Here is a 16090-nt window from a genome sequence, read left to right on the forward strand (position 1 = left end):
ATCTCTTAACCTATGACGAATACGCGACCAGAAATAAAAAGGCTCCCGCGCCGCGCTCGCTGGGCGATACCAGCCCCCGAGGGGACGCGGCTTGTCTTGGGACGGCCTGACAATGTGGAAAAACCAGCAGCGAGTTTATCCCTTTCCAGAGAGCAAAGCGCAGCTCTGATGCGTTCAGGAAAATGTAGGGATATCCCCATCAAACACCACCAGGCGCTCGATGAAGTCCGCCATATAGGCCTTCATCTCTTGATGCGCCGGGCAAACCTGATAGCGGTCGTGCGCCGCGCTGTCAGCAAAAGCCGCCACCACCGCGTGCGTCAGACCGTCTGCGCGGCTCGCCTGATTTGGCCGGAAGGCGTACCCCGCCACGCCCGCGCATTCCGCCAGTATCCGGTCGCAATAGGCCTGGACCCGTTCATGAAATCGCGCATCGGCGGCCTCGGATAGTTGCAGCATCACAACATGCAAGAACATCAGGATTCCTTTTTAACGCGAGCGAGCGCCAGCCAGGCCCGGGACACCAGGCCCATGATGCCGTCACGCAGCAACAATACGCACAACACAAAGATGGCGCCTTGAACGATCAACACCCATGACCCTAGCGGCGCCAGATAATTCTGCAAGGACACAAAGGCAAAGGCGCCGGCCAGGGGGCCGAACACCGTGCCAATACCACCCAAAAGCGCCATCAGCACCACTTCGCCGTTTGCGTGCCAGTGCACGTCAGTCAACGAGGCCACGCCAAACACCAGCACCTTCAGGCCACCGGCCAGCCCCGCCACCGATGCAGACAAGGTGAATGCGATCAGCTTGTAGCGCGACGTGGAATAACCCAAGGACCGCGCGCGCTGCTCGTTGTCGCGCACCGAACGGATCACTTCGCCAAAGGGTGAATTCAGCACGCGCAGCACAAAGGCATAACCCAGCGCAAAGACCACAAGCGTGAAGTAATACATGGGCATCACGCCGTCCAGATCAATCAATCCGAACAATTTGCCGCGCGGCACGCTCTGCAAGCCGTCCTCGCCCCCCGTGAAGCCCGCCTGGACCGCCACGAAGTACACCAGTTGCGACAAAGCCAGCGTGATCATCGCAAAGTAGATGCCTTGACGCCGGATAGCGATCGCGCCAAACGCCAGCCCCAGCAGCCCGCCTGTCAACGCCCCGGCCAGCAGCCCCAATTCTGGCGTTGCGCCCAGCAGCTTCATGACGATGCCGGTGGCATAGGCCGCCGCGCCAAAAAACGCCGCGTGGCCGAACGACAGTAAACCCACGTAACCCACCAGCAGGTTGAAGGCCGCCGCAAACAGCGCAAAGCACAATACCTTCATGAGAAAAGTCGGGTATACGAACCACGGCGCAATCAACATCACCACGGCCAGCACCGACATCACAATGCGCATCGTACGGCGGCTGAGCTGCACCGGCTGCCGGGAGGCTTCCGCCGCCAGCACGTTCTGCACTTGCAAAGGTTTGCCGAACAGGCCGGCAGGTTTGCACAACAGCACCAGCACCATGATGACGAAGATCGCCAGATTGGCGGCTTCCGGGTAGAAGACTTTGGTCAGCCCTTCAATGATGCCCAGGCCAAACCCGCTGACGATGGCGCCCATGATGGAGCCCATCCCGCCAATGACCACGACGGCAAACACCACGACCACCAGGTTTGAACCCATCATGGGACTGACCTGATAGATGGGCGCCGCGATCACGCCGGCCACTGAAGCCAGCGCCACACCCAGGGCGTAGGTCAACGTGATCAGCAGCGGCACATTGATGCCAAAGGAACGCACGATCGTCGGATTTTCGGTCGCCGCGCGCAGCATCGCGCCCACACGCGTTTTCTCGATCAGCACCCACACGGCCAGACACAGCACCAGCGACACCGCGACCGCCCAGCCGCGATACCACGGCAGGAACATGAACCCCAGATTGACGCCCCCGCTCAACGCTTTCGGAATCGTATAGGGCAAGCCCGACACGCCATAGGCCTGCCGCAACCCGCCCTCGATCAGCAAGGCAATGCCGAACGTCAGTAACAGCCCGTACAGATGATCCATCCGATAGGTACGCGAAATCAGCAGGCGTTCGGTCACGATGGCAAACACCGCCATGATCAGCGGCACCAGTACCAGCGCGGCCCAATAGTTCACGCCCGCATAGTTCAGCAGCATCCACGCCAGGAAAGCGCCCGCCGTGTATTGCGCGCCATGGGCAAAGTTAATGATGTTCAACAGGCCGAATATCACCGCCAGCCCGATCGAGAGCAAGGCGTAGAAGGAACCGTTGATCAGGCCGAGCAAGAGCTGGCCGAATAGTGCCGTCGACGGCACACCGAATATTTCGAACACTGGAATCTCCCCCTCAAACGCCCAGGCGGCGCGCGATCCGGGCAGGATCAAGACGCGCCTCGTCCGCCGACAATTGGTCGACCACGCAGCCATGCTCCATGACGTAGTGGCGGTCAGCCACCTTGGTCGCAAAGCGGAAGTTCTGCTCGACCAGCACGATGGTGAAGCCGCGCTCCTTTAACGTGCGGATGGCCTGCCCGATCTGCTGCACGATGACGGGCGCCAGACCTTCGGTGGGTTCGTCCAGCAAGATCAGTTGAGCGCCGGTACGCAGGATGCGCGCAATCGCCAGCATCTGCTGTTCACCGCCCGAGAGGTTGCCGCCCGAACTGGCGCTGCGTTCGCGCAGGTTCGGAAACAGCGTGTAGATCTCGTCCAGCGACATTCCCCCTTGCGCCAGCTTGGGCGGCAGCATCAGGTTCTCGGTCACGCTCAGGCTGCGAAACACCGCCCGTTCTTCGGGGCAATACACCACGCCCAGCCGCGGAATGCGGTGCGGCGCCATGCCCACGGTCTCTTGGTCATTCAGGCGGATAGAGCCGCTGCGCTTATCCATGATGCCCATGATGGCGCGCAAGGTTGTTGTCTTGCCTGCGCCGTTGCGGCCCAGAATGGTGACCAGTTCACCGCGCTTTACGTCCAGGTTCACGCCATGCAGCACATGGGACTCGCCATACCAGGCGTTGAGGTTCTTGATCGACAGCATCTCAGTGCGCCTCCTCGTCCGAACCCATGTAGGCCGTAATGACGCGCTCATCGCGCGACACAGCGGCATAGTCACCCTGCGCCAGCACTGCGCCGCGCGCAAGAACCGTGATGGTGTCGGACAGGTCAGCCACCACCGACAGGTTGTGCTCAACCATCAGAATGCTGCGATTCACGGACACGCGCCGGATCAAGGCGGCGATGCGGACCACGTCCTCTTGGCCCAAACCCGCCATGGGTTCGTCCAGCAGCATGATTTCCGGGTCCAGCGCCAGAGTCATGGCGATTTCCAACGCCCGCTTGCGGCCGTAAGGCAGCAAAGCGGCGGTAGTGTCCGCCAGATTCGCCAGGCCCACCGCATCCAGCAGCTCCAGCGCGCGCCCGTTCAGGCGATCGACACTGCGGCGGCTGCGCCAAAAACGCAGACCGTCGCCGTGCTGGCGCATGAGGGCGACGCGCATGTTCTGCAACACAGTCAGCCCCAGAAACACCGCAGATATCTGGAAGGAACGGACGATGCCCAGCCGTGCGATGCTTTCCGGCGAAAGCGCCGTGATATCGCGGCCGCGATAATGGATGACGCCCGCGTCAGGCGTGAGGAACTTCGTCAGCAGGTTGAAGCAGGTGGTTTTGCCGGCGCCGTTAGGGCCGATCAAGGCATGGATGGACCCTTCTTGCAAAGAGAGCGTCACGCCATCGACGGCATTGAAACCGCCGAATCGCTTGACCAGCCCTTCTGCAGAGAGAACCGCGTTAGGAAGCGCTTTGGTGCTCATGGCCGTCGTCCTACATGCGGGCCAAAAGGCCGCCGTCGATCGCCAGGACGTGCCCGTTGACGAACGACGCGCCCGGCGATGCCAGGTACACCACGGCCGGCGCAATATCTTCCGGCGTGGCCCAGCGCCCGGTGGGAACGGCCGTAGCCAAGAAGGATTGGAACTGTGGATTGTCTTGCAGTCCCTGCGTGAAATCGGTGCGCACGAAACCCGGCGCCAGGGCATTGCAAGTGATGCCGCTTGCGCCGTACTCCACTGCCAGCGCACGCGCGAAGGCAGCAATTGCGCCTTTGGCGGTGGCATAAGCAGCAATGTTCGGCATCGTGGCCTGACCGGCCACCGACGACATCAAAACGATGCGGCCAAAACCGCGTTTGCTCATCGCGGGCAGCACGGCGCGTGCGCAATGAAAAGCGCCATTGACGTGCACATTTTGCAGAGTCTGCCATTCGGCTGGCGACATCTCGACGACCGGCTTGCGGTTCTGATTGCCAGCATTGCTGACCAGCACATCAATGGCAACGCCAGCGTCTTCCAGACTAGCCACGGCATCCGCTACTGCCGCGCCGTCCGCCACATCAAACGGCGCGATGTGGGCCTGGATGCCGTCAGCTGCCAGCCGCTCGCGGGCGGCTTCGCAAGCATCCTGCGACAGGTCGTTTACCACCACCTGCGCACCGGCTTTTCCCAAGCCGTGCGCGATCGCAAACCCCAGCCCCCGTGCTGCGCCCGTCACCAGCGCGACGCGCCCCGCCAGACCGAACGTCTGGTTCAGATAGTCGTTCTTCAAGCTTGTCTCCTTGTCTTATATGCACCAGATCTCTAGGTCCGGCCTGTGCCTATCTGTGTTCGTCTTTGCGAAATCACGATTGACATTAATCTCAATATACGCGACTATTTTTAAACACTCAATAACAAGATTCTTCCTTAATCTCTAATAACGAGTTCTGGCTAGGAGACAACCATGGCCCTCGAAACCCCCGGCTGCCCGGCAGCCAACGCGCTGCCGCCGCTGGCCTCGCGCTTCCTGAAAGTCGCTGATCTGCCCTGGAAACCAACGCAGGTAGAAGGCATCGACATGAAGGTGCTGATGCAGGACAAAGAGTCCGGTCTGCTTACCGCCCTGTTCCGCTGGCAGCCCGGCACCGAACTGCCGCTGCATGAACACGTTGAAGTCGAACAGACCTACGTGCTGGAAGGCTCGATCGTGGACGCCGAAGGTGAAGTTTGCGCAGGCGACTACGTATGGCGCCCGCGCGGCAACCAGCACGTGGCGCGCGCGCCCAACGGCGCGCTGGTACTCAGCTTTTTTCTGAAACCCAATCTGTTCATTGACGCCTACGCCGGACAAACACTGGAATAGGCCGCTGCGCAGTCATGACCCCGCTAGACCGCCCGGCACAGGGCGGCATGCAGAGAACCAAGCCCCCAAGGGAGACAACCCATGAAGACCCGTTTCAAGAACACCCTGGCCGCCTGCGTGTTGGGCGCCTTGTCCGTATCCGCTCACGCGCAAGTGTCCGATGATGTCGTGAAGATCGGCGTACTGGGCGACCAGTCCGGCATGATGGCCGACCTGTCCGGCAAGTTCGGCGTAGAGGCCGTGAAGATGGCGGTCGAAGATTTTGGCGGCTCCGTGCTGGGCAAACCCATCGAAGTCATTTCCGCCGACCACCAGAACAAGGTGGACATCGGCGTGTCGATTGCGCGCCGCTGGTACGAGAACGACAAGGTCGATCTGATTTTGGATGTGCCGAATTCCGCTATCGCGCTGGCCGTGCAGGATTTGACGCGCCAGATGAAACGCGTGGTGATCTTCACCAGCGCGGGCTCGGCTGATCTGACAGGAAAAGCCTGCTCGCCCAACGGCATGCACTGGACTTACGACACCTATGCCTATGCCACTGGTGTAGCCAACGGCGTGATGGAAGACGGCGGCAAAAGCTGGTATTTCATTACCTCTGACTACGCCTTTGGCCATTCGCTGGAGCGTGACGCAATGGCCGTAGTGAAAGCCAAGGGCGGACAAGTGGTGGGTAGCGTGCGCCACCCCATCGCCAGTTCGGATTTTTCATCCTTCCTGCTCCAGGCGCAGGCTTCCAAGGCTCAGGTCATCGGGCTGGCGAACGGCAGCGGCGACACCATCAACAGCATCAAGCAGGCGTTTGAATTCGGCATCATGGGCAGCAAGCAACGTGTGGCGGCGCTCTTCATGAGCATCGTGGACGTGCGCAGCGTGGGGCTGGAATACGCGCAAGGGCTGAACCTGGTCGAGCCCTTCTACTGGGATCAGGACGACAAGGCGCGGCAATGGTCTGAACGCTATTTCAAACGCACTGGCCGGATGCCGTCCATGGTGCAGGCCAGCAACTACAGCGCCACCATGCACTATTTGAATGCGGTCAAGGCTGCCGGTACCGACGCGTCCGAAGCGGTCATCAAGAAGATGCACGACACGCCCATTAACGACTTCATGACCGAAAACGGCCGCATCCGTGAAGATGGGCGCGTGATGCGCGACCTGTATCTGTTCCAGGTGAAAAAGCCGTCGGAATCCAAGCGTGATTGGGACTACTACAACCTGGTGCGCAAGATTCCTGCTGAACAGGCATTCCGTCCGCTGAAGGATGGCGGCTGCTCGCTGGTGAAGTCGTAATGGATGGCGCCCCGCAACTACTGGCCGGCAAACGCGCCGTTGTCACGGGGGGCGCCAACCCCCGGGGCATCGGCGCCGCGATTGTCGAGCTGTTCCTGGCACAGGGCGCGACGGTCGCTGTGCTGGACCAGGCTTACCCCGACGGCGAAGACGCCGCGCTTGTGCAAGGCCGAGTCAACCTGCACTGCGACGTCTCACGCGGCGCTTCATGCGAAGCCGCGCTGGCGCAAGCGAACGCGGCGCTAGGAGGCATCGACGTATTGGTGAACAACGCCGGCATCGTCGCCGCCACCCGCATCTGGGATCTGCCGGAAGACGAATTCCGCCGCATGATTGAGGTCAACCTGACGGGCACCTACAACGTCACACATGCCGCGCTGCCAGCGCTCCTGGAAAGCACGCGGCGTCCCGCCATCGTCAATCTGGGGTCCACCGCCGCCTTGCGGGGCGGCGGGCTGCTGGGCGGTTCGCATTACGCGGCGTCCAAGGGCGGCGTCATCAGTTTCACCAAGGCGTTGGCCCGGGAATTGGGGCCGCGCGGCATTCGGGCCAACTGCGTGGCGCCAGGCATTATTGAAACCGACATGACGCTGGGGAAATTCGGCGAAAATTGGGAACAAGAACTCAAACAGGGCATTCCGCTACAGCGTTTCGGCTCGCCCGTCGAAGTCGCACAAGCCATCCTTTTTCTGGCATCGGACCTGTCCTCTTATTCAACCGGCATCGTGGTCGACGTCAATGGCGGCTTCCACATTCATTAGGCGCGCCTTTTCGCAATGAGCACTCCCGACCGCATGTTGTCCATCCTAGACCTCTTTCGCGACGACACGACCGCCGCGTTCCAGGAGGATGTCATGGCGCATCTGGAGTGCTCACGCGCCACTGCTTATCGCTATCTGAAGTCGCTGACCGAAAGCGGGTTACTGGCGCCCACTGCGGGCGGCGCCTACGTGCTGGGCTCGCGCATCATCGAACTGGACCGCCATCTGCGCCAGCACGATCCGCTGATGCGGGCCGCACGCGACGTCATGCGAGCCACGGGCGATGAACTGCACGCCAACCTGATGCTGTGCAGCTATTACGGCGACAAGGTCATGTGCGTGGACCGCTACTGGACGGATCAATCCATTGAATCCAGCTACGCGCGCGGGCGGCCTTTCCCGATGTTCCGGGGCGCGACGGCCAAACCCATTCTTGCCAACCTGCCCCCCTACCAGTTGCGCAACCTGATGCTGTGGCACGCCGCGGAAATACGCGAGGCCGGGCTGGGAGACGACTGGGATGAATTTCGCGCAAACCTGAAGCAATTGCGCAGCGCAGGCGTGTGCGTGTCCCATGGGGAAGTTGACCGCGGGCTGATGGGGATAGGCTCGGCCATCTTCAGTCCGGATCAGAAGGTGGTTGGCAGCCTGGTCTTCATTGCAGCCCAGGCGCGCACTTCTGCTGAACGGCTGGAGGTATTGCAGGCGCGCATACAGATTGCGGCTGCGCAGGTATCGCAGAATCTGCAAGCTCCGCAAAGCAACGGCGCGGCGGCGATCGGCATCATGCCGTCGCGGCCGCGCCGCCTCAGAGCGCCGGCCGGTGCAACACCGGCGCGGCCCAAAGCCTGATCAGGCCTTGTTGTAGCGCTCTACGCTATTCACGATTTCTTCGTGAGCAGCGTCGACGCCCTTCCAGCCCTTGACCTTGACCCACTTGCCCTTTTCCAGGTCCTTGTAGTGCTCGAAGAAGTGCTGAATACGAGCGACGTCTTCAGTCGGCAGATCTTCGTAGGACTTGATGTTGCGGTACGGGGGGTACAGCTTTTCAATCGGCACGGCCAGCAGCTTGGCGTCGCCACCCGACTCATCGTCCATTTCCAGCACGCCAATGGCGCGGCAGCGCACGACGGCGCCGATCTGGATCGGGAACGGGGTCAGCACCAGCACGTCGGCGGGGTCGCCATCGTCCGACAGAGTTTGCGGGATGTAGCCGTAGTTGCACGGGTAGTGCATGGCCGTCAGCATAAAACGGTCAACGAAAATCGCGCCCGAGTCTTTGTCGACCTCGTACTTTACCGGGTCGGCGTTCATGGGGATTTCGATGATGACGTTGAAGTCTTCCGGCAGATTCTTGCCAGGGGAGACGCGATCAAGACTCATGATTCAACCTTGTGTTTGTCTGAAGAATGATTAGAGCGAGCCGTCGTTCTTGAACGGCGGCTTGGTGGCCGGCACGGGCACCACGGCAGGCGCGGGCTTCGGGCTGGCGGGCGGCGCCGGCGAATACGTAGGCACGGGTTCATCAAAAGCTGCCGCCGGTATGGGGGCGCTGTCGAAGTACTCGTCGATGTCGGACGTGCCGCCAGCCAGCGGAGCATCTTCCGGCGCCAGCGCACGGTCGCGCTGTTCGCGGCTGACACGAGCGTCCGGGTCCAACACATAGTCGGCAGCCGAGGCTGCCACGGCAGGCGGAAGCGCCGGGTAGTCGCCACCCAAATCGGTGTCGCTATCCGTATCCGACAAGCCCACCGCATAGCCGCCTTCGGCGTCTACGCGATACGGGTCCAAGCCCGTGTCTGCGGCCGGCAAAATTGCGTCAACCGCCAGCACCGGCAAAGCCATGCTGGCTGCTGTCGCCAAACGCCAGTGGCGCACGGCATCGGCAGGACGGTCCAGGCGGTCGTACAAGCTGCCCAGCAGTGCGTGAGTCTGCGCATCGCTGCGGCGGCTGAGGCTGCGCAGCAGATAACGTTCAGCCTGCCCCCACAGTTGGCCGTTCAGGCAGAGCATGCCCAGCGCGGTCAACAAATCGGGATCGGTGGGGCGCTGCTGCAACCAGGTTTCTGCCTTGGCCAGACGGCGCGAGACCTGTTCGGCTTCGCAGCGAGCATACGCGGCAACCAACGCGGGATTGAACTTTACGGCAACGGCGGCTTCCAGCACGCGGGCGGCTTCGTTGGGTTCGCCGGCGGCGTCAAAGGCCGCTGCGCCTGCCAGCGCCACATCCGGCAGCAGACGTTCTTCGGCTTTCAGATCTTTCCAGATAGCGCGCCAGGCATCGCTGTTGGCGCCTGCACGCAGACGCGCCGCGCCAGAGGCGTCGATCAGCAGATCGGCTTCGCCGCGCGCCAGAGCATTACGGCGCACCAGACCGCGAGCCAGCGTGAAAACCTGTTCGTCATGGTGCAGGGCCGTGTGGGCGCGCAACAGCAAACGCATCGTGTGCAGATGACGCGCGCCACCATCAGCCAACGGCGCCAGCACAGCCAAAGCGCGCTCGGCGTGGCCTTGATCCAGCAGCATGTCGGCGGACACCGTAGCCGTGGCTTCAACCAGGCCGGGGTCCGTACCCGCGTGTTCCTGCGCGGTCGCCAACAGACGGTCGCGCCGGTCGAACTCGCCCAAGCCGTGGGCAGCGCGTGCGGCTGACAGCGCCGCCAGCACGCGGCGGGTCTGCACTTTGGTCTGATCCAGCAGTTTGGTCAGATCCTTTTCGGCGTGCGCATAACGGCCTTCAAGCAGGCCAATCCAGCCGCGTTCCAGCAATTCGTGATCGCGCGCCTGCGCGCGTTTGCCACGCCACACACGGACGCGATCAGGAATGGCCAGCAGCCATGCCAGCAATCGCAAGCCCACATAGAGCACGATAAAAGCCGCCACGATCAGCAAGACGGCAAGCGTCAGCGACATCCCGATGCGCCACGGCCAGACCAGCAACAGCACGTTGCCGGAATGCGAGCGCAGCACCACCGCCAGAGCGACGGCTATGACGGCGAGCAGCAGTGTCCAGAACCAGGTACGCATATGCCTTAGTCCTGATCGCTAGTCTTGAAACCCGCAGCCCGCAAAGCGGCGACGGCGTTCAGGCTGTCTGCCACTTCCGGCATGCGCACGGCGATGTCGGTCTGTGCAAGTTCACGCGCCAGCGTTTGGGCGGCGACCGTATCGGGCGAACGATTATCGAAATACTTGGCAAGCGTCACACCGACATTGTCGAGCTCGCTCTTCCAGATAGCGGGCTGGCGCATCAGCATGGCCAGTTGCACCGTCAGCAGACGCTGACGCAGCGTGCCGCGCACCTGGTCAGCCTGCTCGGGCGACAACAGCAGCGCGGCCGGCTCATCCACGCGTTGAATCGTGATCAGGCCGCCCAGCTCATGCGCCAGAGCAGTCCCCGCACGGCCTGGCCAGGAAGCCACTTCGGCGCGCCAACGCTGCCACCAGGGCGCGTCGGCAGGCAGGCCGGCTTGCGGGTCCACGGCAGGCGCAGGCGCCACGGCGGGACGGATTTCACCAGCGGGCGCAATACCCGGGGCAACGGAATCCGGCACCAGCAAGGGGGCCTTCCCAACCAGCGCCACCAGACGTTCGATGCGCGAGGATTGGGCAGGAATGTCTACGGTAGATACGGCACGCAGGCGATCCAGGTCGCCGTTGATCGATTGTTGCAGGCTGGCGAAACGCGGACGGTCGGCGCGCGCCAGACGCGATTGCGCGGTTTCCAGCGCCACGATGGCGTTGGAAACATTGCCGGCCAGACGCAGTTGCTGGTTGGCGATGGTCAGAAGGCGTTCCACGTCATTGGCCAGCAGTTCGTCGCTGGCGCTGTCGTTGAAGTTCTGCCAGGCCAGTTGCAAGGCGTTGTACTGGCTTTGCGTTTCACGGACGGATTCTTCAAGTTCGCCTACGCGGCCAGCCTGCGCCTGCGCCAGCGCCAACGCTTCGCGCGTGTCCTTGCGGGCCTGCGCAACGTCAGCGCTCAGCGTATCGATGCGCGAAGCGACTTCGCGCCCGGCGGACACGAATTGCGTGCGCTGCTTCCAAAGGGCGTAACCCAAGCCCACGGCAAGCAGAATGACGATTATCAGGGCGGTGACCAGCGGGCCACTGCCGCGCTTGGCCGGACGGGCCTTGACGGAATCGGCCGGGGCCGATGCGGGCGAGCTTGCGCCCGGGGCGGCCGATTGAACGACCGGATCGGTAGCGGGAGTCTTGTCTGTCATGACGCGATTGTATTCGGTGTCAGTCCGATGCAACGAATCAGTCAGCAACAAAAGCCTGGAATATCGACTCGTCGTTGGGCAAGCAGATTTTTACCACTGCTGACGATGTGGCGCCATGACAGGGCTGCGGCACACGGCGCGTCAATGAGGGGTGGGTCAATACAAAGCCGCATTGCTCCCACCAACTGGCAAGCCCTGCTGCGTCCAGGGAGGCCCGCACGGCATCGGCGCCCTCTCCGCTGGTAATCAGCCATGTCGCGCCAGCTCCGGTATCCGCCCAACGGCGCAATGACGCCAGTTGTCCGGCATCCCAGGCGGCTGGCCGCCGCATGTACGCCGCATGACGTGTCACCGCCACGCCATGCGCCGCTAGTTTGTCGCCGAGCCAGTCCCTGCCCTGCGTGCCGCGCACAAGCAACACGCGGCGGGGCAACTGCGGCAAGCCGCAAAGCACTTCCCACAGGGCTTCGGAATCGTGGCTGAGTGCATTGCCATCAGGATGCAGAACTGTTGTATTCGCGCCAAAACCCGCCAATTCGCGCAGTCCTTGCGCGCTGGCCGGGCCGACTGTTGCGACGGTCGTCTGCGTGGGCCAAGGGGTCTGGCCATCAACGCTGGCGAGCTGATCCAAATATTGCCGGGCGGCGTTGCCGCTCACAAAGACCGCCATGTCGAAATCGGCCGGGCGCGGCAAGTCTGCGGCGGCAACCGGCAAGGGATGGATTTCCAGCGCGGGCAGGATGCAGGTCGACCAGCCGGCGTCTTGAAGACGGCCGGCCAGCGCCTCGTTGCGGCCCGCAGGCCGCGTCAGGACGGCGACTCGCGGCGTTTCGGCGGCTGCGGGCGCCTTGTCCATCAGTCTTCGGACCGGGGTTCTTGCAGCAGTTCCTGCAGGATGGCCTGAGCTCCGGAATCCAGTAGCTCTTGCGCAGCGGCTTCGCCAATGGCATTGGCCTCGGCCACAGGACCGCTGCGGGTCGTATGAACCATACGCAGGCCATCCGGAGACGCGACCAGCGCACGCAAGGACAAGGTGCCGCCAGAGATTTCGGCGAATGCCGCCAACGGCACCTGACAGGAGCCGCCCAGCCGGCGCGACACCGCGCGTTCGGCCACCACGCAGGACGTCGTGCCAGCGCTGATCAGCGGCGCGAGCCACCCGCGCATATCGTCGCGGTCATCACGGATTTCGATGCCCAAAGCGCCCTGCCCTGCGGCCGGCAAGCTGTCGGACGGGTCCAGCAGGCTGCTGATTCGCGCCCCCAGGCCCAAACGTTCCAGACCGGCAGCGGCCAGCACAATGGCGTCGTATTCGCCTTTATCGAGCTTGCCCAGGCGAGTGTCCAGATTACCGCGCAGCGGCTTGACCACAAGTTCGGGATAGCGTGCGCGAATCTGGGATTCACGGCGCAGGCTGGACGTGCCCACGACTGCGCCAGCCGGCAAATCGGCAAGCGTAGCGTAGTGGTTGGACACGAAGGCATCGCGCGGGTCCGCGCGATCAAGAACGGCGCAAAGCTCGAACGGGGCTTGCAGATCGACCGGCACGTCCTTTAAGGAGTGCACGGCCAGATCGGCGCGCCCATCGAGCAACGCATTTTCGAGTTCTTTGACGAACAGTCCTTTGCCACCCACTTTTGACAGTGTGCGGTCAAGGATCTGATCACCTCGGGTCGTCAGGGTAAGAAGCTCAACCGCGCACGCTGGGTACAGCGTGCGCAGCCGGTCGCGCACATGCTCGGCTTGCCACAGGGCAAGCCGGCTGGCGCGGGTCGCGATGACCAGGCGTTGCGGAAGAGACACGTGAGGTCATCAAACAAAATTGGAGACGATGACCGTCGCGACTACCCCGAGGATGGCCAGCACGAAAAGGCCCTGAAGGAGGCTCAGGCCCGATTCGGATTGCTGGGGATCGACGGATCTACGCAGACTCATGTGCTGATTCCTTGGAAGCGGTTTTGCGGCTTGCCAGCCACCGTCCAAGGACAACAACGAGCAAGGCGCCAATAATTTCTGCACCGATTTTAACCGCAGTCGGCTGAACACCGAATTGACGTTCGACAACAACATCGGTAATCAGCATGCCGCCAGCGATCCAGCCCAGCAGCGCGGCACCCAGCGTAATGACGAGCGGATACTTGTCGATCAGCTTGAGAACCAGCGTGCTGCCCCAGATGATGATCGGCACACTGACGATCAGGCCGAAGGCCACCAGACCGATCTGGTGGTCGGCATGGGCGTTCTGGGCCGCGCCGGCAATGGCGATCACGTTGTCCAGGCTCATCACGAAGTCAGCAATGATGATGGTCTTGATGGCTGCGGCAATGGATGTCCCGCCCTTCACGTTGCCATGGGCATCGTCTTCGGGAATCAAGAGCTTGACGCCGATCCAGACCAGCAGCAGGCCGCCGACGACCTTCAGGAACGGAATCGACAGCAGCGTCAGCGCGAAAGCGATCAGCACGACACGCAGGATGATGGCGCCCGCGGTGCCCCACAGAATGCCCTGCATGCGTTGTTTGGGCGCCAGGTTTCGACAAGCCAGCGCGATCACGACGGCGTTATCGCCGCCGAGAAGAATATCGATGAGGATGATCTGAAATACCGCTGCCCAACTCAGCGTCTGGAAAAACTCAAGCACTATAGAACCCCCGAAGGCATTTATGAAAAGAAGGCCGGTCCCGAGCCGGCCACCTTGCCGCGTTTTACGCGGCAAGGTCATTCAAAACAACTAATTATTGTAATTCAGCTTTCAGTCAGCTTTCTGGCGCATCAGCAAAACTTTACCAATTGCCAGCACCAGCACTGCGCCAAGCACGCCCGTCATCAATTCGAAACTGTGCTGTGTAACGCCCAATGCCGCGTCGATGCGCGCCACCGGTTCCTGCAAGGCGGGGTCACCCACCAACAACTCACCAGCAATGAAGCCCAGCAACGCTGCACCCACCCACACAATAAGGGGAAACCGCTCGATGACCTTCAAAAGCAGCGTGCTGCCAAAGATAACCAAGGGGATGCTGATCGCCAAGCCCAGAACCAGCAAGGTCGTGTCGCCCATCGCCGCAGCGGCAACCGCCACCACGTTGTCCAGACTCATGACCAGATCGGCAATCATGATAGTGCGAATTGCCGTCAACAAATTGCCCTGCTTCTTGCCCGCACTGTCTTCTTCGCCTTCCGGCAACAGCAGCGTCACGCCAATGTAGACCAGAAGCAGCGCGCCGATCAGCTTTAGCCATGGCAACAGCAACAACTTGGCCGCCACCAGGGTCAGCACGATACGCATGATGATCGCGGCGGCGGAGCCGATCGTGATCGCTTTCTTCTGTTGAGCCGGAGGCAACGAACGCGCCGCCAGCGCAATAACCACGGCGTTGTCGCCTGATAGCAGAATGTTGACCCAAATAATCTGGAGCAACGCTATCCAGAATGCCGCTGAACTGAGTTCCATGCCTCTCTTTCCTAGGTGTGATCCCCCTAGGACAAACCAAATTAATGGACGAAAAAAAATGAAAGCCGTACTGACCGTCTTGGTGCGAGCCCGACGGCATTCTTGCAGGGTACGTGCGAAATTTCTTTCATTATAGTTTCGTTCAGCTTTCCGTATGCTGGGGCGACCGCGATATGGACACGGGATTTCCCTAGTGCCTCAGACGGCCAGACAACAAAAAGCCCGCCGAAGCGGGCTTTTTGAACGCGAACGCTGAAGACTTACAGCACCGACTTGAGCAGCTTGCCCATTTCGGAGGGGTTGCGCGTCGTGCGGATGCCGCAAGCTTCCATGACTTCCAGCTTGGCATCAGCCGTATCGGCGCCACCGGAGATCAGGGCGCCAGCGTGGCCCATACGCTTGCCGGCAGGAGCCGTGACACCAGCGATGAAGCCGACGACCGGCTTCTTCATGTTGTCCTTGGCCCACTCAGCAGCGTTGACTTCGTCCGGACCGCCGATTTCGCCGATCATGATGACGGCGTCGGTGTCGGGATCGTCATTGAACAGCTTCAGCACGTCAACGTGCTTCAGGCCGTTGATGGGATCGCCACCGATACCGACGGCGCTGGATTGACCCAGGCCCAGTTCGGTGACTTGCGCCACGGCTTCGTACGTCAGGGTGCCGGAGCGGCTGACGATGCCGATGCGGCCCTTGCGGTGGATGTGACCGGGCATGATGCCGATCTTGATTTCGTCGGGCGTGATCAGGCCGGGGCAGTTCGGGCCCAGCAGCAGCGTCTTGCTGCCCTTGGCCTTCATGCGGTTCTTGAGTTCCAGCATGTCACGGACCGGGATGCCTTCGGTGATGCAGATCACCAGTTCCAGTTCGGCCTCAACGGCTTCCCAGATGGCGGCAGCAGCACCGGCGGGCGGCACGTAAATGACGGACACGGTCGCACCGGTGTCAGCCTTGGCGTCTTTCACCGAAGCAAAAATCGGCACGCCTTCAAAGTCTTCACCCGCCTTTTTGGGGTTAACGCCGGCCACGAAGGCGGCTTTACCATTGGCGTACTCACGGCACATACGGGTGTGGAACTGGCCCGTCTTGCCCGTGATGCCCTGGGTGATGACTTTGGTGTCCTTGTTGATCAGAATCGACATTGTGAATCCTTAGCTTTTT

Annotated in this window: 17 protein-coding genes; 4 read left to right on the top strand and 13 right to left on the bottom strand. The window is 61.8% G+C overall.

The genetic code is table 11. From position 1 onward, the window contains the following. Positions 1–174: 174 nt before the first annotated feature. The 5 genes from RAS12_RS13760 to RAS12_RS13780 are packed head-to-tail and all read right to left on the bottom strand — an operon-like array spanning position 175 to position 4625. A complete protein-coding gene (locus RAS12_RS13760; protein WP_306950784.1) occupies positions 175–477 on the bottom strand; it encodes a Dabb family protein in 303 nt (100 codons plus the stop codon). Further along, entirely contained in the window at positions 477–2354 is a 1878-nt protein-coding gene (locus tag RAS12_RS13765; protein WP_306950785.1) for an ABC transporter permease, read from the bottom strand. The genes RAS12_RS13760 and RAS12_RS13765 overlap by 1 nt, the downstream gene beginning before the upstream one ends. A gap of 13 nt (positions 2355–2367) precedes the next feature. Further along, positions 2368–3060 carry an ABC transporter ATP-binding protein gene (locus tag RAS12_RS13770; protein ID WP_306950787.1) on the bottom strand — a complete coding sequence of 231 codons (693 nt, stop codon included), beginning with the start codon at positions 3058–3060 and terminating at the stop codon, positions 2368–2370. Position 3061: 1 nt separating this feature from the next. Beyond that, positions 3062–3835, bottom strand: coding sequence for an ABC transporter ATP-binding protein (locus tag RAS12_RS13775; protein ID WP_306950789.1), 774 nt, complete (start codon positions 3833–3835; stop codon positions 3062–3064). Positions 3836–3845: 10 nt separating this feature from the next. Beyond that, positions 3846–4625 carry an SDR family NAD(P)-dependent oxidoreductase gene (locus RAS12_RS13780; protein WP_306950791.1) on the bottom strand — a complete coding sequence of 260 codons (780 nt, stop codon included), beginning with the start codon at positions 4623–4625 and terminating at the stop codon, positions 3846–3848. A gap of 174 nt (positions 4626–4799) precedes the next feature. Here RAS12_RS13780 and RAS12_RS13785 point away from each other — a divergent pair, with 174 nt between their 5' ends. The 4 genes from RAS12_RS13785 to RAS12_RS13800 all read left to right on the top strand — a co-directional run bounded on the left by RAS12_RS13785 (position 4800) and on the right by RAS12_RS13800 (position 8104). Next, entirely contained in the window at positions 4800–5198 is a 399-nt protein-coding gene (locus tag RAS12_RS13785; RefSeq protein ID WP_054423485.1) for a cupin domain-containing protein, read from the top strand. 81 nt (positions 5199–5279) lie between these two features. Next, entirely contained in the window at positions 5280–6491 is a 1212-nt protein-coding gene (locus RAS12_RS13790; RefSeq protein WP_306950796.1) for an ABC transporter substrate-binding protein, read from the top strand. Beyond that, on the top strand, positions 6491–7252 hold the full coding sequence (locus tag RAS12_RS13795; protein WP_306950798.1) for an SDR family NAD(P)-dependent oxidoreductase: 762 nt from the start codon (positions 6491–6493) through the stop codon (positions 7250–7252). Before RAS12_RS13790 ends, RAS12_RS13795 begins: the two co-directional genes overlap by 1 nt. Before the next feature lie 15 nt (positions 7253–7267). Beyond that, positions 7268–8104 (top strand): IclR family transcriptional regulator, encoded by an 837-nt coding sequence (locus tag RAS12_RS13800; RefSeq protein WP_306950801.1) that lies wholly within the window; start codon positions 7268–7270, stop codon positions 8102–8104. Here RAS12_RS13800 and ppa read toward each other — a convergent pair whose 3' ends face one another. The 8 genes from ppa to sucD all read right to left on the bottom strand — a co-directional run bounded on the left by ppa (position 8105) and on the right by sucD (position 16071). Beyond that, complete coding sequence (gene ppa, locus RAS12_RS13805) at positions 8105–8635, bottom strand: inorganic diphosphatase (protein ID WP_306950804.1); 531 nt, start codon at positions 8633–8635, stop codon at positions 8105–8107. Between the two features lie 30 nt (positions 8636–8665). Next, entirely contained in the window at positions 8666–10279 is a 1614-nt protein-coding gene (locus RAS12_RS13810) for a heme biosynthesis HemY N-terminal domain-containing protein (RefSeq protein WP_306950806.1), read from the bottom strand. A gap of 5 nt (positions 10280–10284) precedes the next feature. After that, complete coding sequence (locus RAS12_RS13815) at positions 10285–11478, bottom strand: uroporphyrinogen-III C-methyltransferase (protein WP_306950808.1); 1194 nt, start codon at positions 11476–11478, stop codon at positions 10285–10287. Positions 11479–11515: 37 nt separating this feature from the next. Continuing rightward, on the bottom strand, positions 11516–12334 hold the full coding sequence (locus tag RAS12_RS13820; protein ID WP_306950810.1) for a uroporphyrinogen-III synthase: 819 nt from the start codon (positions 12332–12334) through the stop codon (positions 11516–11518). Beyond that, the gene (hemC, locus tag RAS12_RS13825; protein ID WP_306950812.1) at positions 12334–13281 is read right to left on the bottom strand and encodes a hydroxymethylbilane synthase; all 948 of its coding nucleotides are present in this window, start codon (positions 13279–13281) and stop codon (positions 12334–12336) included. The genes RAS12_RS13820 and hemC overlap by 1 nt, the downstream gene beginning before the upstream one ends. Positions 13282–13399: 118 nt before the next feature. Beyond that, positions 13400–14119, bottom strand: coding sequence for a TerC family protein (locus RAS12_RS13830; protein ID WP_306951442.1), 720 nt, complete (start codon positions 14117–14119; stop codon positions 13400–13402). 111 nt (positions 14120–14230) lie between these two features. Continuing rightward, on the bottom strand, positions 14231–14929 hold the full coding sequence (locus RAS12_RS13835) for a TerC family protein (RefSeq protein ID WP_306950814.1): 699 nt from the start codon (positions 14927–14929) through the stop codon (positions 14231–14233). A gap of 260 nt (positions 14930–15189) precedes the next feature. Next, entirely contained in the window at positions 15190–16071 is an 882-nt protein-coding gene (sucD, locus tag RAS12_RS13840; protein ID WP_306950816.1) for a succinate--CoA ligase subunit alpha, read from the bottom strand. Positions 16072–16090: the final 19 nt, after the last annotated feature.

The organism is Achromobacter seleniivolatilans, from assembly GCF_030864005.1.
In the GTDB taxonomy this organism is placed as follows: Bacteria; Pseudomonadota; Gammaproteobacteria; order Burkholderiales; family Burkholderiaceae_B; genus Achromobacter; species Achromobacter seleniivolatilans.